Genomic DNA, 19,449 nt, shown 5'->3' on the forward strand with positions numbered 1-19,449 from the left:
GGTAAACGCAGAGCCGCACAGCAACCATGATCGGCCCTCTAACGTTGCCACGACATCTTTTGTCTTTCCCTTCTTCCATGAGATCGGTTCTCCCATGAGATCGGCAATGATCTTCGGTAGCTGCATCGCGCTCCTCATCCTGACCGATGCGCGGAATGCCTATTCCCAGGTCTTTGCGCCCGATGCACCGATGGCACCACGCGCCCTCGCACTCGCCGGGAGCAATATCGCCGATGCGACCGACCCCACTGATCTGAACCCTGCCAGCTCTACCGACACCGATTCCCGATGCGCAGCCGGTTTCCTACCCGCGCCGAACAATCTTGAACGCAGCTGGACCGCCATGGCCAGTGGACGATGGATGCCGGTCGCCCGCGATGCCATTGCCGCAGACTTCTCTCGGTTTCAGTATCAGGATGTCTTTGCCCGGCAGCAAGTTGGGCTGACCCTCTCTCATATGTTCCCTATTGGCGCACGAGACACCGGAACTTCCGAAAATGAATCCAGGGCTGCACGCAGGGCCAGTGCGGGTCTGCGACTGCGATATTCAGACTTGAGCTTTGGCCAGAATTACCTTCCGATTTCCGAGCTTTCCGCCGACGCCGGAGCGACGTTCGATATTACACCCGATCTTCGAGGTGCGGCAGTGGTGTCGCATCTCGTGAGCTTGTACAAGAATCAGGATGTCGAAACTCAACCGCGGACAGGCTATCTCGCACTGACATATCATTCGAGCGAAGAACTCACGCTCCATGTGGCCGTGAAGTCGCCGGAAGGAGAAACCACTTCGGTCCTGGCGGGTATCGAATATCTCCTCAACCGATATCTTACATTCCGGATCGGAACCGAGACCGCGACCGGTGTCATTGGTGGCGGTATTGGGTTACACTATTCCTCCATGCAATTCGATTTCGCAATCATGCGGCATCCCGATCTTGGAAGCACATTTGGCTTCGGTATCATCTGCGGACAGTGACTTGGTTCTCCAGGAGATCTTCGAAGATCTCAACCGGTTGTTTTTTCTTCGCGCTTATTTCGTTACCGGCGTGGCAAGTCTGCGCACAATCGAAACTCCTCCCCGAAGCGCGCGATAGCGGGCAGACGGCGGCGGAGGCCGCTCAAATCCTCGGTCAGCCCGGTGGATCCGAGTTCGATCCCGAAGAAATCTTAGAATATCTCGACGATCCGCCAACGTCCGGTAGCGGAATTCAGGCAATCCATAACGAGCCTGATATGACTTGGCCAAAAGCCCTGCGACGACAAAGAGCGAACGCGAAGTATAGTATACCGCAGTCTGCATCGGACTCGGTCATGCATTGCTCTCTCCGATCACGTGCAGAGAGTTCGATCGCACCAGAATCTGAGCAAGGATTTCAAAGTGGTGTGTATCTCGGCTCGCCTGATGATTTCTATACGCGGGCCGGCATTCGTACAAGCGCCGTGAATGCCGCCCTCATGCAGCGCAAGAAAGCATGGGAGCCCAAGTTCACGGACCGGCTTGGTGGCTTCGCTGAACTCCGCCAAGCCATTCCAATCTCCAATTCAATTCGGGTGGAGCGGCTCGTGGCGGGGGATTATGCTCTTGCCTTTGGCACCGGCCTTCTCTTTGGTGGTGGTGCCAGCGGAAGCAGGAGCAGCGCAGCAGCCTCCTCGGCGGAACCGCGAGCGTTTGGTGTTCGCGGAACCCTCGGCACCGATCCGAGTCATGCCCTCCGTGGTGCTGCCGCACAATTTGCGATTGGATCGCCTGGATCGATGACGACTCGTCTTCTTCTCTTCGGATCGAATCGGCAAATTGATTCACGTGTATCGAGTGATACAATTCAAACCATTTATACAAGCACAAACCACCGCACGATAGACGAACTCGCTCTTAAGAACACTTCATCGCTACAGTTGAGCGGCATTCGTGCAAGTGTGTCCACCACCGATACCGAGGCATTCTATATTTCCGCGGGGCTCACTGCATTCGATGCGCGATATGACCATCCCTATAATGGAACCCCGAGCATTCCCTTTGTTGGTCGCGCCGTCGATGCACTCGGCTCAGACATTCTGGCTGTCGCGAAGACCTGGTCAAGCCATATCGAAGCAGCACTTACAGCCAATGATACGAGCAAGGCACTTCTGCTTTCGGCATCCGGCATTCTTCAGCCATCAACTACAACGGCGATCTCTGTGCTGTACTATCATCTGCCGTACGGAAGTGTCTCACCGTTTGGCGAGATCTCTGGCACAAGCACGTTAGCGCTTTCAAATGCCGATGTTTTGTATACTGGCATCGAGTTTGCGATCATCCCCGGTCTGCTTCGAGTCTCATCGTATGCTGAGATTTCATCCGCACTATTGCCGGTCTCGGACATTTTTGGGCGGCGTCGAAGCGATTATCAATGCGCGGCATATTTGAGATTGCCAACGAGTAGGTTCGATGCCGCTTTCATCGTTCGGCGTGTTAACCGTTCAGCAGTTTCCTCGACAGTTCTCGATTCTGATCTATCCAGGCTTGCAACGTCCTCTGGCAGTGCGACGAATATCCGATTCGAGGCCGCCTACGCAGCAACGGCGGCCATTACCTTAACGGCACGATACGAGCATGTTGGAGTAGTGAGTCCCGTGGCGTCAGGCAATTCCACACATGCTGAGAGCGGCTGGCTTGGTCGCGCTGAAGTTGTGATGCACTCACTGAGCGGAAAATTCAAACTCGCACTGAGCGCCGCGCGGTTCGGGACGGACTCGTATGCTTCCGCTTTATACATCTACGAAACGAGGACACCCGGTACTGGAGGCGTCCTACTCCTGGATGGTCGGGGTTACCGGATTTCCGGACGGTCAACGTTGACTACGTGGCGGTCCATTGACATATCTGTGGAAGCAGGGGAGACGCTGTACGATGGAGTCCGTATACTGGGGAGCGGCCTCGCATCGTATGCGGGCCGCTCTTCCGGAGACATTACCTGCCAGCTCGATCTGGCTTTCTAACTCTGCTGGCTTATTTTTCAGCGACGAGTGGCGCGAGCTCCTTTTCGATGACAGGCCTCTGCCTCATGCCAATAAAGGTGGAGCGAATGACGCCCTTGCGGTCGATAAAGTAGGTGACCGGGATAGAACTCATTTCGCCGTAGCTTGCGACGACCTTCCCGGCGGCGTCCGGCAGCAAAATGGGATAGGAGAACCCATGCGAGGCGACCCACGGCTTGACCTTCGGAAGTCCTTCATCATCGAGCGCGATGCCGAGGAACTGGACGCCCTGGGGCGCGAGCTGCTTTTGGAGTTCGATGAAATCGGGAATCTCCTTGCGGCACGGCGGGCACCAGGTTGCCCAAAAGTTGAGCACGACAACTTTTCCGCGATAATCGGAAAGATGATGGACGTTTCCATCAAGATCTTTCAGTTCGAAGTCAGGTGCGGGCCTCGGGGCCTGCGCGGCAGTATCCATGGTCTCGGCGGCGTCTCGTGTCGCGGCGTCTCGTGTTGCCGCTCGGGCGGAATCCGGCAGCAGGTCTTGCGAGGAGCTGAGTTTGTAGACCGCGAAGGAGGCGGCAAGCGCCAGGCCGACCACGATAGGAACAAAGAGTGCTGAGCGTCGAGATGCCATAAAAGAAGTTCAAAAATGAAATATGCCGAGCGCCATCGCTGGCAACAACCGTGACAATCGGTATAATATAGGAACGGAAGAGATAATTCCACAGGGACTCGTGCCAGGCGGACGGGGATTGACTGAGAATCGCTGGCCCGCCACGGGTGTGATTGGCTGTCTGCTGCTGGAGCGGCCCAGAACGCACTTTAGGCCTTTTGGCTTTGTTCGCAGGTGCCGTGTGTATGAGAAATCTGTCACTCGGTCACCATTCAGACCATCTTCAAAACCAACCAGAACCGATCAGTCATGCCTTGTCGTCCGAATCGCCGTTCGCGATCACTCACGATCTCTTTTTCCGCACTCTCCTTTGTACCCCTATTGCTGCTGCTCTGCTCGTGTGGCAGTACACAGCAGCCGTATCACGGCTTTCCGGATCAGAGCTCGCTCGATACGAAGGACGCGTATGTCATCCGTGAATCGGTCGGCGGCGCACTCGATCCGACGAGACTGGCACAAGATGGGCAGGCCTACGCGCATCACAACATTGCATACAATCAGATCGAGGAAGGATACTACCGCTGGGGCCAGCAGCTTTACGGGCTTGGCTACCGCGATGGCTATTATGTCCGCGATCTCGCGCCGCGCGCCTTTAAGCACGAGTTACTTGACACCTACGATCATGCGATCGCAACGGGATTTGAGGATGCCAGCAAACAATCCACTCCCGCAAACTAATGACGAACTTGGTTGAACCCATGGCCTCCACAGCATTTCAGACGATTCTCTCCTTTGGTAAAGACCGCCCATCGCACGGAAGCAGCGGCATTCAATCGTTTCTCGCGATATCCAGCGGGCCTGAGGGCACGGGTTCGACGAAGCGATTTGGAATTGCATTGACCTCGGAAGGTGAAGCGGTAAATCACACTTACGATCAGGCATCCAAGCTTGCGGAGTCCGAAGGGATCGAGGACCGCGATGTCCAGGCGCTTTTGGGCGAGGTGGAGTCCAAGTGGCCGTCGCATCCCGGGATTGTCGAGAACGCGATCAATCAGGCGATCGAGGATAATGCAACCGGCCCGGCCGTGGACATTTGCGAGCGCGCGCTCGCGGATTGGGCACGCGGTTTTACGGCAAGCGGAATCGCTACCGAGAGTCAGGTCCTTCCCGGGACGACTGGCTCCCAATTGTTCGTGCAACTGCTGGCCAATTACGAATTTGCGCTCGAACGAGCCGGCAAGTTGGATGAGGCGCTAAGTGTTGCGCTTCTGACGCGAGAAATTGAACCGGCCGATCCGGAGCATTTGCTATCCTCCATCGTATCGCTCGAGATCCGTCGTGGCAACGCGATGGCGGCGATCGTTGCATTGGAATCGGTAACCGAGTCGCTTTCCCCGTACGTTCTGTACGGTCGTGCGTTGGCTTACTTCGCTCTCGGCCAGCATGAGAACGCAACTGGCGCCCTCCATACAGCTTTGCGGCACTGGCCGCAGGTTGCCGAGGCACTCACCCGTGAGTGGAAAGGCGGCACGCCCATGCCCAAGCCGGGCGAGGCCGTCAGCGAGCTGCAGGTCCTTTTCGGATATTATGAAGTGTTCGGATCGTCGTGGCAATCGGTTGCCGGCGCCATCGATTGGCTCCGCACCGAAGCCGCCATGGCCGCACGCGCCGGGACACGGCCGCAGCGATATATCGGACTGACACGGTCAGGGCTTCGTGCCGATGCTCAAGGTAACATTATTGTTGACGAGCAAAAACAGCAGAGTCCGGAGGAGCGAGCCAAAGAGCAAGCTGAGTTAATCCGCAAGGCGCAAGTCATAGGCAGTGATGAGTTCGTGCGCTTTCTCGAAGTCACGCCGAACACCTATGTCTATGACTTGACCGAGCGCGGTAAAGAGTTGGAGGAGGCCCATACGGAGCTGTACCGTCAAGATATGAAGGTCGCCGCGCGCATCGTAGCAATTCACAAGCTACTCACGGAGTGGCCGGGCCATGCGAATGCGGCAATTGCACTCGCGCGATATTACGGACAAAAGGAACATTTCGACAAAGCTGTTGAAGTGCTGGAGCCGGCAATTTTCGATCTGCAGAAATTCTGGGCAGACGATCTTGTTGGCAAGGGTCGAATTACGTCGGATTGGTCTGGCAACAAACCACTTCTTACAGCTTATGCCTACATGATTCTCGATCTTGCAGAATCGAGCGATCATGCAACGGCCAAAGCCTACGCTGCCGATTACCTGCAGTTCAATCCTGCCGACAACATGGGCGTGCGGCAGAAGGCGATCGAGCTTGCGATTAGCGATAACGAGTATCCAGATGCCTTACGCCTCATCAATGAGGCCGGCGATCCGATTAGCGCACACAATCTGTTTGGCCGAGCGCTCATTGGCTTTGCGATCAAGGCCAACGATGCGGAGGCGGCGCTGAAGAATGCGGTCGAGAGCCGGCCACTTGTTTGGCGTGAGATGAACCAGGACAAACACAGGATGCCCCATCGCTACAATCCAAGCTTCGTCGAGTATTTCTCACCCGAAGAAGCATACAACTACCAGCAAGTCTGGTCAGGACTTTGGATGAAGAAATACGGCGCGCTGGCGTGGCTGAAAAAAGAGGGCAGGAAGTATGTGAAGTAACCCGTATAGTCTATGAATCTATCAATATTCCGCGCAATAATCGCAATAGCTGCTGTTTTTCAGCTTGCTTCTTGCAAGAGCGATTCCACATCGACTGGCGGTAGCACGCAACCGGCTGCAAACGGAGCAAACGGGGTGGTGCGCCAAGCGATTTACGTTGGCAACACGCTTTTTGTCGCTGGCGATTTTGATTCGATTGGCGGGGTTTGGATTCGAGGTGTCGGCATGTGGGATGGCGCCAAGTGGGCGAACGTCGGTTCGCCGCTACCGGTGTTCACCAGATCCTCGATTGATGCGTTAACAACCGACAGCACGAACCTCTATGTGGCGGGCCAGTTCGGCTCGACGATCGGAAGCGAGAATCTAAGTATGATTGCCCGGTGGGATGGTTCGCAGTGGCATCACATGGACAATTCGGTGTTCACCTTTGGAGGCAGCAACTATCCTCGTGCTTTGACTTTCGACGATGGCATTCTGAATGCGTACAATGGCGTCGGCACGATCGAACAGTACGATGGAAAAGTCTGGACGGCATCCACAATATATGCAGTGAATCCGTTTCTATCTATGATAGCGTCCGGTGGCCGCCTCTATGCTGTGATGGGATACAACGAGACCAATCCATATCTTTGGGTGTCCGATAGCCACAATTGGGCGAAGCAGGGCGGAGCGTTCGGGACATCCTCGCCAGATGGTCCCGGCGTTCAAATCGTCGCGCGGGGGACCGATGTCTTTGCCGCCGGTGATTTCGGTCAGATCGGATCAACAGTTCTTAGTAGCTACGGCATCGCACATTGGAATGGCTCGCAATGGTCGAGCGTCGGTATGCTGACTGGCACTGTAAAGGCGACCGCCATTGCAATGGATCAAACTGGCGTGGTCTATGTCGCGCAACCCGGCAAGCTCCTAAAGTACGATGGCACGTCGTGGTCACAGGTCGCAACAACTGCTGGTGGCTTTGGCAATCAGGGCCTCATTCACACAATTGCCATCTCGAGCGGCCACATCGCTATCGGCGGGGAATTCACGTCGGTCAATGGTGCGACAGCCAATTACGTGGCGATTCTGCAATAAGATTATAGTTCCTCGTCCGCCGTCTCCGTCACCTTCAGCTTGCCGGCCTCAAATAGGAGGTACGACTTCATAAACTCCGTGATGTCGCCATCCATGACGGCTTGCACGTCGGTCTTCGCGACTTTCGTCCGGTGATCTTTGACCATGGTGTAGGGCTGGAAGACATAGGAGCGAATCTGCGAGCCCCAGGTAATCTTCTTCTTTGTCCCTTCAATTGCTGTCAGGCGAGCTTCTTCCAACTCGCGGATGATCGCAGCGATACGTGACTTCAGCATCTTCATCGCCCGCTCGCCGTTCTGTAGCTGTGAGCGCTCTTCCTGACAAGCGGCGATGACCGTATGTGGATTGCCTTCGGTATCGGTGTACTTGTATGTCAGCCGCACAGCTGTCTCTACTTTATTGACGTTCTGCCCACCCTTGCCACCTGCGCGGTAGGTATCGCGCTGGAGCAGCGATGGATTGAGGACTATTTCTGTGTTGTCCTCCTCGATCACCGGATAAGCATAGACGCTTGCGAAGCTCGTGTGACGCCGGGCGTTCGCATCATACGGCGAAATGCGGACAAGACGATGCACGCCGTTTTCCGTCTTGAGATAACCGAACGCATTCTCGCCCTCGATCTGGAGGGTTGCACTCTTGATGCCAGCGGTTTCGCCAGCTAACTCGTCAAGCATGCGGACTTTATAGCCTTGCCGCTCGGCCCAGCGCGTGTACATCCGCTCGAGCATCTCCGCCCAGTCGCAGGCTTCAGTGCCGCCCTGGCCGGCGTTGATGGTGATGATCGCGTCCTTGTGATCGTCCGGCTTGCTGAGCATCAGCGCGATTTCCTGCGCGGTGAAATCATCGCTGAGTTGCTGGAATTCCTGGGCAACCTGCTCTGCCATGGATTCATCCTCGCGGGCCATCTGCGCGAGTTCATCCGCATCGGCCACGCGGGCTTTCAGCTTTTCGTAGTCGTCGCGTTCTTTCTTAAGGCGGGATAGCTCCTGCATGGTCCGCTGGGCGCGCTTGGGATCGGACCAAAATTCCGTGGAGCCGGATTCTACTTCGAGGGCATCGATTCGCTTCTGCTTTTTAGCGAGGTCAAAGAGAGTCGCCGAGCTCCGCCAGGCGGCCCCGCAATTCGGCGATATGGGTAGGTGTGATTTCTGTTGTCATGAGGGGCAAACAACACAGCGCCTTCGGCTAAAGTGCTTACTTCGTCAGTATCTCTCCGCCGCCCCTGCGTACCACCACTGTGTGTTCAAAGTGCGCGCTGGGCTTGCCATCGGCGGTCAGCACCGTCCACTTGTCCTTGCCGGTCTTCACGCGGGCTGTGCCCATGTTGATCATCGGCTCGATGGCAAGCGTCATGCCCTCGGCGAGCTCTAAATTCGGGAAGCCTTCGCTGGCTTTGGGGACGTAATTCGGAACTTGTGGGTCTTCGTGCAGATGCCGCCCAATGCCATGGCCTACCAACTCACGGACGACGCCGTAGCCATGCGCTTCGCAATAATCCTGCACGGCCTGCGCAATATCGAAAAGTCTTCCGCCTGTGCGGGCCATCGCGACACCAAGCATGAGGGACTCGCGGGTGACATCCATCAGCTTTTGCACTTCGGGTTTGATTACACCGACGGCAAAAGTCCATGCGCCATCACCGAACCAGCCATCTTTTTCGACGCCGACATCGAAGGAGACAATATCACCTTCTTTGAGGGGATGCTTGGTGGGAAATCCATGCACGACGGCATCATTGACAGAAACGCAAGCAGCATACGGGAATGTCTGCCGACCAACTTTGTAGCCTTTGAATGCAGGTACTCCGCCTTGCAGGCGGATAAAGTCATCGGCGGCAAGCTCCAATTCGAATGTGGTAATGCCGGGACGAATCAGCTTCTCAATGTGATTCAGGCATTCCGCAACGATATGTGACGAGTCTCGCATCTTGGCGATCTCGTTCTCATTCTTGATCAGGCGAGTGGCGTGACGGAACACTGGATTGAACCTGGATTGCGCGGATTCAGGGGGATTACGCGGACGATTTATTGGATTTAGTAAAGGCCGTTGTGGTAGATTCAGAAACGTTAGAATCTTGAAGGATTACGCGAAAGAAATCCAAATAATCGTCCGCGTAATCCCCCTGAATCCGCGAAATCGTGGTTCTAGTATCCACCCACGCCTACGCGTCCCTTGATCTTCCCAGCCTTCATCAGGCCTTCATAGTTACGCATCGTGAGGTGCGATTCTACCTGCTGAAGCGTATCGAGTGCAACGCCGACCATGATGAGCAAGCTCGTGCCGCCAAAGAACTGCGCGAAATCACTCGTTACGCCAAGATAGCTTACGAATGCCGGCAGGATGGCCACGATCGCAAGGAAGATCGCACCCGGAAGCGTGATGTGCGTAAGGATGTTATCGATGTAATCCGATGTATGCTTGCCAGGACGCACGCCTGGGATGAATCCGCCTTGCTTCTTCATCGTATCTGCCACGTCGCGTGGATTGAACGCGATGGCCGTATAGAAATACGTGAAGAAGACGATCATGATCGCGAAGACAATCGAATAGCCCATGGAGCGATAGCTGAAGAAGTTATTCAGGAAATCGCCAAAGCTTGTGTTCGGAAAGAACTGGGCGACGGTCGTCGGAATAAACAGAATGGACTGCGCAAAGATAATCGGCATAACACCGGCGGTGTTAATGCGCATTGGGATATGTTGCGTTACGCCGCCATAGACCTTGCGTCCGATTACCCGCTTTGCGTATTGCACCGGAATCTTGCGAATCCCTTGGGTCATTAGTACGACGAACGTCACGATTGCAATGAAGAAGGCCCAGAGCACCAACTCGACGATGATGTTGTGCTGGTTCGTCGCGACCATCTGTACTTCCGTCAGGATCGCGTTCGGGAATCGAGCGACAATGCCGATGAAAATGATGAGCGAGATTCCATTGCCAATGCCGCGCTCAGTAATCTGTTCGCCGATCCACATCATCAACATACATCCCGCCGTCAGGCAGATGACCGTCGTGATGGTAAAGAAGAACGGATTGATGCCGGCTGCAACAACACCCGACTGCTTCGACAGATAGACTGCCATACCGGATGCCTGACCGATCGAAACGAGCACCGTGCCCAAGCGCGTGAGCTGCGTGATCTTCTTGCGGCCATCTTCGCCTTCTTTTTGCAGTTTCTGGAAGTACGGGACAACCGCTCCCAAAAGCTGAATAATGATTGAGGACGAGATGTAGGGCATAATGCCCAAACCGAAGATTGCAGCGTTCTTGAACGCGCCGCCCACAAACAGATCGTACAACCCGAAGAGCGAGTTGCTCGATGATGTAGCCTTATCGAGTGCGTGGAAATCGACGCCCGGCAGCGTGATATGCGCGCCAAGACGAACTGCCATCAGGCAGAAGATCGTGAAGAGGATTCGGTCCTTCAGCTCCTCGATCTTGAAAATATTGCGGAAACTATCTGTTAACCTGCTCATAGTAGTGGATGAGTAACGAGGAATGAGTAACGAGCGTAGGACCTCGCCTCATCCACACGTCACTCGTTACTCGTTACGCGTTACTCTTTACTGACGTTGCGAGAAGTTGTTCGGCCGTGCCGCCGGCTTTCTCGATCTTCTCAATGGCGCTCTTCGAGATTTTGTGCGCCTGGACATTGAGCTTTTGGGAAAGCTCTCCATTGCCGAGGATCTTGACCGGCATGCCCTGACGATTAATCAGTCCTGCTTCCCAGAGAGTATCTGGAGTGATCGTCTGGCCCTGCGGCAGACGGCCATTTGCGATGCACATCTCGAGCGCATCGACATTCAGGATCTGGTATTCCGTGCGGAATGGAGAGTGGAAGCCGAATTTCGGCAGGCGGCGCGCCAGAGGCATTTGTCCGCCTTCGAAGCCGGCGCGGTACTTATTACCTGAGCGCGAACCGGCGCCATTGGAGCCGCGAGTAGAGGTCTTGCCGTGTCCGGAGCCTTCGCCACGGCCTACGCGCTTACGATTCTTGTTCGCACCCACTGCGGGGCGAGGATTACTGATTCCCATTGTCGTCGTTTATTTGTGACTAAATACGCATGATCGCTCATGCTTTTCGCGGAGTTTTCGTTCTCCGCTCGCATTTTTCCGCAGGATTTCACCTGAGGAGAGGCTGATAACAGCAGAGAAGGGGGTTTGTTCCGGGCTTAGATGAAGAACCCCCGCCTTTTCAAGGCGGGGGCAGGGGGTGGCTAGGCCGTTGTAGCGAACGGCGAGTTGGCTTCCTTAAAGAATTCCTGCATGGCCTCGGCTTCACCAGGAATCTGGACTTCACGGATGTCAACGATCAGTCCGTCCTCGAACCGGAGCACCTGATCGAATCGGCTCTCATGCCATAGCTCGCCAATCCGTACCTGGTCTTTGAAATGGACTCTACACGATGAGCCATCCAGCGGTTCAATCTCGGATGACGGAATTGCTTCATCGAACATCTTCTTCGTAAACTCATATAGGTGTCGGTAGATGTTCGCGATGTTCTTTCGGCCCGAGTAATTTCCTTCCCAGTAGTGGTACTGGCATTCCTCGGCCAAAAGTTCAGCCGCCTCGTCGAAACGAGTCTGGTCGATCAGGGTTGCGAATTGCTGCGAGAGGGTTAGCATTGGAGACATTGGTTAATAACGAAAGTGATAGACGCCAGCAACTAACTTCGAGCGGGGGATGAGAATTCCGGGTTAGCGACGCAGGTGAAAGCGGATGAGGCGATAGTTGACGGGGCACGGCCCTTCCGCTATCCATCTGACTACGAAAGCGATTGCTGGAGCATACTCGACGTATGTTGCAAATTCGCCGCTACCCGACCCGCCGAAGCGATTTCTGAAATCATAACTGTCATAGGTTGACACCATCTCGGTCGACAATACTGCTTCATTCAGAATGAAGGTTGTGGTGTCCGAAATGAACTGCTCAAAGTTCTCGGAACAATGCAAGTAGGGGGTATCTACTGCTTTGCCCTCCGAGTATGGTATTCGTGATATAAATGGCAGACGCATGGTGTAGCGACACGGTCCACAATCCCCGACGATCCAGTCCCCACCCTCCTCGCCTCTTACGTCAAATCCACCCATCAAGGTCAAGGGAAGGGCCGAAACCCATACACTGTCCAATCTCCCTCCAGTGTCCGCAAACACATACGAATCCCCCACATGCCGCTCAAATGGCGACGTCCCACCCGTGAGAGAAACCATCGCCACCGTGTCATTCCCCGCGAGGAGCAGCAGGCTTCCCGCGTGGTTTGCGATCGATTGAGGCTGATACCGGATGTTAAGCGAGACAGTCGAATCCTGCTTGCGGATAGAGAGCGGTGAGTTCAATAGCGTGAAATCCGAATCAGACAACGCAACCGATGTGATCGAATCGAGACGATTGAGATGGAGCGCGTAGGCTGTATCTGCCTCTCGCCAGAGCGGTACGGTGCCAAAGTCGATTGTTGCAGATACTGGCCGCAACACTTGCGGCGTTTGCATCACGGACACGCTCTGCGAGCACGCACAGAGCGCGAGCACGGCAACGAGGACGAATGTTGATTTGCTACTCATGAGAGCCTCCACGCATGAAAGAGAATGCGGCGGGCTATGAATCCCGAGGGATCGGGAATTGACCTGACTGCTGCTCATTTCTGTTGGTCAATCATAGTAATCGATGAAATCACGATTGCATAGGTCTGGCCCATATCTTGTCCCTATTCTCGAGTGGCTACGTAAGGGGACATTCGGCGACACACGATGAGACGTACTTCATCCGCATCTCATCGCCGGAAGGAAGAAGGGACCGAAAGGGATATGAAACAAGTAAAGTGGGTAATAGTGGTGGTGGCATTGATCGCTGTGGGAGCAGGAACAGGCAATGCGCAGTATTTTCAATCGAAACCGGAACACGCGGTTCGTCAAGTGTTGAAGGCAAGCGGACGCGATTCCGTGATCGTCGACCGATATACACCATTTAATTTACCGGCAGTCAATGATACCATGGAGCTCTTTTATCATGAACCGTTGCCGGACTCGATCATGCCGAAAAGTGCCGTCGTTCTTGGGCGGGTAATGCTGCAATTCGAGTATGCGGAGGATATTGCCCCAGCACTCGAAAAATATGCGAGATCGTTGGGTGCCGACTGGGTCGTATCCTTCCAGGAACCGCGCGCCGTACTGACCGCAGAGCATTGGAAAGTCTATCGCTCCACAGCAACGCTGTTGCGGGTGCTCGATCCGGAATTTGTCAATCAATCCGAACTCGAATACTCCTACTACGAAGAACGACCGTTCAATTCCTTCGCCGATATTTCGGACTTCTATCAGGCATACGGCAGGGGGCTCGCAAAGCACTGAAGAATGAGCGTCTGCTAATTTTAGCGAACCAATTTGACGGGCGACAACTTTTAGATCTCCCATCGCACGGTGCGATGGGAGATTTTTAAGAGTTATGCAAGGCAAGCCCCGTCGCCGAGTTTCACTCTGCTTCGCTACGTTCGGCATTTTGCTAAGCCTCATGCTTGGCACAATGGCTACTGCGCACGCGCAAGCACTTTCCGCTTCGTCTCAGGACGCCTCCACTGAGCAACTCTATCCGAAACGCAGTGTCCGGCCCGCCGGCGACTCGCCGACGTTTACGGTTACGATTACGACATCCGACACGATCGATGTGAGCGATGGATCTCCCACCAAGTTTTTGGGACTGATCCGCAATACGAATATCACGGCGGACACGATCAAATTCAATCGGATGCAGTCCTTGCCATGTGGATGGACATCGAGTGTCTGTTTTGGGGAAAATTGTTATTCTCCCGGTACCGATAGCGCCTGGTACGTATTCCCTTCGGACACGACAATGCTGCTCACTCTCGATATCAATCCTGGATACAGTCCAATTCCGGTTAACCCGATTATCTATTTGACCCTCACCGCCCTGACCGGCGATCGAGCTGATACGATCCAACTTCCATTTTATATTACCTACGTTCCACAGGATTCGTTAAGCTTCCAAATGACAGCAGTGAACTTTTCGCAGTCATTTCAGGGCTCTGGCAAACATCCCATGCGTGCGAATATACAGAATCTCAGTTGTTCGCCAAATACTATTAATGTTTCGACACAACAGATCCTGCCACTTGGCTGGAGCTCGAAGATTTGTATCAATGGCGATAATTGTGCAAGCGACACGACGACCATTTCCTTTCCTTTTGCCGGCGCAGGAGATCTCAACGCATCTCAAGACATATTGCTCTGGGCTACCGTCCCGCCATCCTTTTCTAAGACAGACTCAGCAGTCTTCCTTGTCCACGTTCATCCAAGCGGAGCAAGTATAGCGGATTCGGGTACGTACCGCTTCTCGATGATCGTAAACCCGACACTTGGTATCCCCGATGGCGATGCGGAGCCTCGCGCTGGGATCGTTGTTGTCAATGCGTGGCCAAATCCATTGCTGGCGACATCAAAGCTAAACCTCGAGATCATGACCGACCGTAGCGGCCCTGCCGAAGCGCATGTTTATGACATCGGCGGAGTTGAAAAGGCAACGGTCGAGGTCGGTGAGCTTTCGGTTGGAAGTAACCGTGTACTTCTCTCCGGATTTGCTGTCCCATCGGGCGAATATATCGTCCGAATCCAGCAGGATGGAGCTTCTTCCGAACCGATTCGGATCAGGTTTATCAAGTAAGTTTAGTCCCATCGAGTATGGTTTGCCCTTCCAGTGGTGGGCTGAGTGCTATTTTAGTTTCTGAATTAAGGTGAGCCACAATTGGGATTTTGCCCAAGTTGTCCACCGATATTTATAGTCATATCCTACAAATCATTTCGCAGAAGGCCAAACTCGGCAACTTCTGGGAACCCGCGAAAGACACTGAAATTGAAGGGATTAAGGGATTGAGCGAAGTTATGCACTTATTAGCATTCGTTTACACACCGACCTGTTGGCAATATTGGCTTTATCAACGAATTTATCTACATTGTGTGGGACAAACTATGATGAAGTGATTGGCACCCTTTATTATCGCGTAGCACCGCCAATTGATCATGTGGAAAATCACCGGAGGCCTTGCGTACCATGGCTGGCGTAACACTCGAAATGTTCTAAGCCGTGTCCTGCATTGTTCTGTCAATGAAATTCTCGATTGCCCTATTGACAGCTTCACGCCGAGCGAAGTTGATGAGATGCTTTGCTCCCAAGATAATCAGCAGATCCTCATTATCATTCGAATTTGCCGTTGGACAAGTTATGATTTGATCGCACTCACCGTGAATTCGGAGAATGGGAATTGTGAATGGACGAGATGAAGGAATGTCCGAGCGTTCGAGGCGCCAGTGCGCGACTGCGTGATACGCTGCACGAAATAGATTGCGTGAGAAATCTTTATACATCACCATACAACTATCGAGATCTCGCTCGGGGACTTCCGAATTGCGTCGCATAAACTTTCTGATGACAGGAGTTGCAAGTGTGAATGCGATAAGTGGAATATGGCGAACGAAGTGCAAACCAAAGTATCGAACGATCGGACGAAGTTCGCCTCCGCTCACCAGTCCTCCGATCAAGATCACTCCGTTCGGCTGAAATGTCGGTGCCAACTCAAGTGCGATTGCTGAACCGAATGAGTATCCGGCGAGGAAGAGTGGCTGTGTGTTATCAATCAGCCGTCCGCCAATGAGATGTTCGCCGAACCGTCGCGCATATTCCGGAAGGGTTTCGGCTGGCTTCATCTCGATCAGGTCCGGCGTGATAAGATCGAACGGGAGATCCTTCTGGGGATATGCCATCCGATGATCTCCACCAAGACCCGGAATGAGGACGATTTGAATTTTCCGAGCTTCCGCCATCACGATCTTGTTACCTTTTGCATGTTTGTTAGTCTTCTATCTGTGAGGCTAACGCTCAAGACGGGTGTAACAAATTCAAATAAGATGGATTGTTTACACTAACCGATTCTTGTAGCATTGTTTGCGGCCATGCGATTCCTGCCGTTTTAAAATTATAGTGTCACTTTTTCGTAGTTTCGTATCCAGTACCCTCAACTCAATCAGTATGCTGAACCGTGTTAGTCTTTTACTTTTGGTCATTTGGGGAGTTCTGGCAACCTCGGTCGTCATTCATGCACAAATTCTCGGGCAACAGTCGCTCTCGCAATCATCGTATGTGATCGATAAGGACGGCGGACTCTGGTCCTGGGGCTGGAATGCGACCGGTCAGCTCGGAATCGGCTCGACCGCGAATCAGAACGCGCCGGTTTTAGTCCCAACGCCACCTGGCGTTTCGCAGTGGACTTCCATTGCCGGCGGCGCCCGGCATGCGCTCGCGGTCGCAGACAGCACGAAGCTGTATGCCTGGGGCTTCAATGGTGACGGCGAGCTTGGAAACGGCTCTATGAGTCAAGCCTCGAGTCCGGTCTTAATACCGAATCCATCAGGTGTCACTGCTTGGAGGTGGGTCTCAGCCGGACAAGACCATTCCATGGCGCTTGCAACAAACGGACAACTTTACGCCTGGGGCGCGAATGCTTTTGGGCAGCTTGGCACTGGAGACCATGTATCATATACGAAGCCGCACCTTGTTGCTATTCCGGAAGGCGAGACCGGATGGGCCGCCATGGCGGCTGGTGACCAATATACCCTCGCAATTACCAAGACTGGTGCAACATATTCCGTTGGGATCGATTCGACGGGAGTCTGGCGACGGCTACCATACAACTGTATGACGAATGGCCCACTGCCATTTCTTGCTGCCGGTGGAAAGAATGAGATCGACTTGATCTACGCTTCCAACGGTTCAAATTCCAGCGTGCCCACCGTCGGCGTCGCCGCGGGAGCAAGCCATTCCTCATATCTCAGCGAAAGTAGTCATTTGATTTGCGGGGGAGACAATCATTTCGGACAACTCGGGTCTCCGGGCGATAGTCTTGCTTTTGTGCAAGTTGACCCGCCGGTTGGCTCCCGGCAGTGGGTGGCGGTCGCAGCAGGACTCAATCACTCCATGGCGATTGCCTCGGATGGTTGGCTTTATTCGTGGGGTGCGAATAATTACGGAGAATTGGGGCGAGGGAGTCTTCCGAAGGATGCCCTTCCCGGACGCGTTCTCAGCGTTTGCGATTCGTTGACTATGAAGGCAACCCTAACAGGGCCGGACACGTGGCCCGGAGGCCCGTTCGATATTAATCTAACGGACACCAATTTGTCAATCGGTCAGACTCTCTCCAATACCTCGGCCTTCCTTTGCTATGGCTCGGCGATTCGATCGAATGGAAGTTCGCAAATCCAGCAGATCGCCCCCGCGCTTATTCCGCCGGGGCAATCCGGGACCGCAACGTGGCAAATGAATTCCGATTCCGCACGGGGTAACGACAATACTCTTTACTACTATGCTTACATTCGGGCATCGGGATCGGCGCCGCTTATTGTGGGACATGGAATAAACATACCCGCGAAATCATGGGGACTAATCCGTGGGTCCGTCCACGATTCGCTTACGGGTTTACCACTTGCGGGTGTCATCGTCATGATCCAGCATACAGCGAAGGCGGGAAAGTATGCGTTGCGCACCGTGACCGACACACTGCGCACCGCAGCAGACGGGACGTTCCTTGATTGGGCGCAGTATTTTGGGGAAATGTTGCCATTCCCGTATACAAACGATGCAGTTTTGACATTCAGAATTGAGAATTACTTTACCGCGTCAGTGACGCTCGCAATGACTGCTGATACACTTTCGCCATCAGTCGGGCTCATGCCTACTCCGGTAGTCGCGAAAATCGAGGCGGCACCGACGCTCGCGCAAGCTCCTGCGATCTTCGACAAATTATTTTGGGTCGAAAATACCACTATCTTTGGTATTGCGGGAAAGATCATCTATCGCTCGGATGATGCGGGATTATCCTGGCGTTCGTTTGCTTCGCCGGTTGGATGGCCATTGCACGATCTCTTCTTTCGCAACCGGCTCGAGGGATGGGTCGTCGGCGGTGCAGGTACGATCCTTCACACGATCGATGGTGGAGTATCATGGACTAAAGTCTCGGGTGCCGGGAATTTCGATTTATATGGAGTCTGTGGGGTTGGCCAACATTTGTGGATCGTTGGCGACGGTGGTGTGATTCTCCATTATCGCGCGGGTATCCTTACGAACGAAACCTCTGCTCGAATGTCACAGAGGATCAATAACGTGTATTTTCTGGACTCAATGAACGGTAGTGCGTGCGCACAGACAGGGATCATTGCACAGTACGATTCAAACAATGGATGGCACTCGACCGGCGGTGGCCCATACGATCTTCTTCAAACGGGTTCGTGTACACCTGGGTATGTCATCGCTGCCGGGACAAATGGACGTGTTCTTGCCATAGATTCATCCCATTCGCATGTGCCGATTGTCTCCCAACTTGGGACAGCGTCCTTTCGCAGTTTGCAGCTTCTAACGCCAGAGTTTGGGTATGCACTCGGCGATAGTGGACTTGGCTACGCGACATACGATCGAGGTGACACGTGGGTCCCAATGAGCGGAGTCTCTGGCAACCTCACATCATTCAGCATGTTTGGGGTGCATGGCCTGGCATATCGCGGTACATCGCCGCTTGCACTCAGTGTCACTCCATATTCCGGAACAGCAATTGTCCACGGGCGAGTGACGGCCGGAGATCACATGACTGCTGTTTCCGGTGCGCTCATCACGCTCATCGATGCTGATTCCGTTACACACACGGCCTATTCAAATGAGACCGGTAATTATGTTATTCTGGGACTTCCACCAGGACGGATCGCGCTCCGATGCGTAGCCGGTGATAGCATTGGGACATTCATAGATAGCGCGAAGGATGCAGCGATTGCGAATGCGACTGTGACGATTGACTTCACGCGGCAAAAATCGACCAGAGGGGTGACAGGAATTGCCCCGATCGCAAACTTCTCGCTCTCCTTTGTTCCTAATCCAGTCGTAGAGAAGGCAACGTTCGGTTTCAATCTTGCTGCTCCAAGTGCAGTTCGTATTTCTCTATTCGACATGCTGGGACGCGAGGTAGCCCTGCCGTTGAATGGGTTTGAATCGGCGGGTGAACACGCGCTCGCGCTCGATGCGCGCGAACTTCCCGCCGGCAGTTATTTCATCCGCATTGTGACTTCCGATGGTTCGGCGACGATGCCCATTGTCGTTTCACGATAGCTGACACAT

General features: G+C 53.9%; 16 protein-coding genes. 8 read left to right on the forward strand and 8 right to left on the reverse strand.

What is annotated here, in order from left to right:
- Positions 1 to 94 precede the first annotated feature (94 nt).
- Together Q8902_04550 and Q8902_04555 are read left to right on the forward strand one after the other, a co-directional pair.
- Positions 95 to 976, forward strand: coding sequence for a hypothetical protein (locus Q8902_04550; GenBank protein ID MDP4198823.1), 882 nt, complete (start codon positions 95 to 97; stop codon positions 974 to 976).
- The gene (locus Q8902_04555; protein MDP4198824.1) at positions 973 to 2,979 is read left to right on the forward strand and encodes a hypothetical protein; all 2,007 of its coding nucleotides are present in this window, start codon (positions 973 to 975) and stop codon (positions 2,977 to 2,979) included. Before Q8902_04550 ends, Q8902_04555 begins: the two co-directional genes overlap by 4 nt.
- 10 nt (positions 2,980 to 2,989) lie before the next feature.
- On the opposite strand, the gene Q8902_04560 is transcribed toward Q8902_04555, so the two are convergent.
- The gene (locus Q8902_04560) at positions 2,990 to 3,595 is read right to left on the reverse strand and encodes a TlpA disulfide reductase family protein (GenBank protein ID MDP4198825.1); all 606 of its coding nucleotides are present in this window, start codon (positions 3,593 to 3,595) and stop codon (positions 2,990 to 2,992) included.
- 288 nt (positions 3,596 to 3,883) lie between these two features.
- Here Q8902_04560 and Q8902_04565 point away from each other — a divergent pair, with 288 nt between their 5' ends.
- From Q8902_04565 to Q8902_04575, 3 genes are read left to right on the forward strand one after another with little or no spacing between them, the layout of a single operon-like run.
- Positions 3,884 to 4,312 (forward strand): hypothetical protein, encoded by a 429-nt coding sequence (locus tag Q8902_04565; GenBank protein ID MDP4198826.1) that lies wholly within the window; start codon positions 3,884 to 3,886, stop codon positions 4,310 to 4,312.
- A 20-nt stretch (positions 4,313 to 4,332) separates the two neighbouring features.
- Positions 4,333 to 6,210, forward strand: coding sequence for a hypothetical protein (locus Q8902_04570; GenBank protein MDP4198827.1), 1,878 nt, complete (start codon positions 4,333 to 4,335; stop codon positions 6,208 to 6,210).
- A 12-nt stretch (positions 6,211 to 6,222) separates the two neighbouring features.
- Entirely contained in the window at positions 6,223 to 7,284 is a 1,062-nt protein-coding gene (locus Q8902_04575; GenBank protein MDP4198828.1) for a hypothetical protein, read from the forward strand.
- Between the two features lie 2 nt (positions 7,285 to 7,286).
- Here Q8902_04575 and prfB read toward each other — a convergent pair.
- The 6 genes from prfB to Q8902_04605 all read right to left on the reverse strand — a co-directional run bounded on the left by prfB (position 7,287) and on the right by Q8902_04605 (position 12,845).
- Positions 7,287 to 8,442, reverse strand: a protein-coding gene (prfB, locus tag Q8902_04580) for a peptide chain release factor 2 (GenBank protein ID MDP4198829.1) whose coding sequence is annotated in 2 segments (ribosomal slippage) — positions 7,287 to 8,369 and positions 8,371 to 8,442 — 1,155 coding nt in all. Because the reading frame shifts where the segments join, the coding sequence is not laid out codon by codon here.
- A gap of 36 nt (positions 8,443 to 8,478) precedes the next feature.
- Positions 8,479 to 9,261: a type I methionyl aminopeptidase gene (gene map, locus Q8902_04585; GenBank protein ID MDP4198830.1), complete on the reverse strand. Its 783-nt coding sequence runs from the start codon at positions 9,259 to 9,261 to the stop codon at positions 8,479 to 8,481.
- A 167-nt stretch (positions 9,262 to 9,428) separates the two neighbouring features.
- On the reverse strand, positions 9,429 to 10,760 hold the full coding sequence (gene secY, locus Q8902_04590) for a preprotein translocase subunit SecY (protein MDP4198831.1): 1,332 nt from the start codon (positions 10,758 to 10,760) through the stop codon (positions 9,429 to 9,431).
- Positions 10,761 to 10,833: 73 nt separating this feature from the next.
- Positions 10,834 to 11,319 (reverse strand): 50S ribosomal protein L15, encoded by a 486-nt coding sequence (gene rplO / locus Q8902_04595; GenBank protein MDP4198832.1) that lies wholly within the window; start codon positions 11,317 to 11,319, stop codon positions 10,834 to 10,836.
- 182 nt (positions 11,320 to 11,501) lie between these two features.
- Positions 11,502 to 11,918 (reverse strand): nuclear transport factor 2 family protein, encoded by a 417-nt coding sequence (locus tag Q8902_04600; GenBank protein MDP4198833.1) that lies wholly within the window; start codon positions 11,916 to 11,918, stop codon positions 11,502 to 11,504.
- A 63-nt stretch (positions 11,919 to 11,981) separates the two neighbouring features.
- On the reverse strand, positions 11,982 to 12,845 hold the full coding sequence (locus Q8902_04605) for a hypothetical protein (GenBank protein ID MDP4198834.1): 864 nt from the start codon (positions 12,843 to 12,845) through the stop codon (positions 11,982 to 11,984).
- A gap of 243 nt (positions 12,846 to 13,088) precedes the next feature.
- On the opposite strand from Q8902_04605, the gene Q8902_04610 reads away from it, so the two are divergent.
- Positions 13,089 to 13,631 carry a hypothetical protein gene (locus Q8902_04610; protein ID MDP4198835.1) on the forward strand — a complete coding sequence of 181 codons (543 nt, stop codon included), beginning with the start codon at positions 13,089 to 13,091 and terminating at the stop codon, positions 13,629 to 13,631.
- Between the two features lie 94 nt (positions 13,632 to 13,725).
- Positions 13,726 to 14,958, forward strand: coding sequence for a T9SS type A sorting domain-containing protein (locus tag Q8902_04615; protein ID MDP4198836.1), 1,233 nt, complete (start codon positions 13,726 to 13,728; stop codon positions 14,956 to 14,958).
- Positions 14,959 to 15,371: 413 nt separating this feature from the next.
- On the opposite strand, the gene Q8902_04620 is transcribed toward Q8902_04615, so the two are convergent.
- Positions 15,372 to 16,115 (reverse strand): alpha/beta hydrolase, encoded by a 744-nt coding sequence (locus Q8902_04620; protein ID MDP4198837.1) that lies wholly within the window; start codon positions 16,113 to 16,115, stop codon positions 15,372 to 15,374.
- Positions 16,116 to 16,320: 205 nt separating this feature from the next.
- On the opposite strand from Q8902_04620, the gene Q8902_04625 reads away from it, so the two are divergent.
- On the forward strand, positions 16,321 to 19,440 hold the full coding sequence (locus Q8902_04625) for a YCF48-related protein (protein ID MDP4198838.1): 3,120 nt from the start codon (positions 16,321 to 16,323) through the stop codon (positions 19,438 to 19,440).
- Positions 19,441 to 19,449: the final 9 nt, after the last annotated feature.

The organism is Bacteroidota bacterium (assembly GCA_030706745.1).
GTDB lineage: Bacteria > Bacteroidota > Ignavibacteria > Palsa-1295 > Palsa-1295 > PALSA-1295.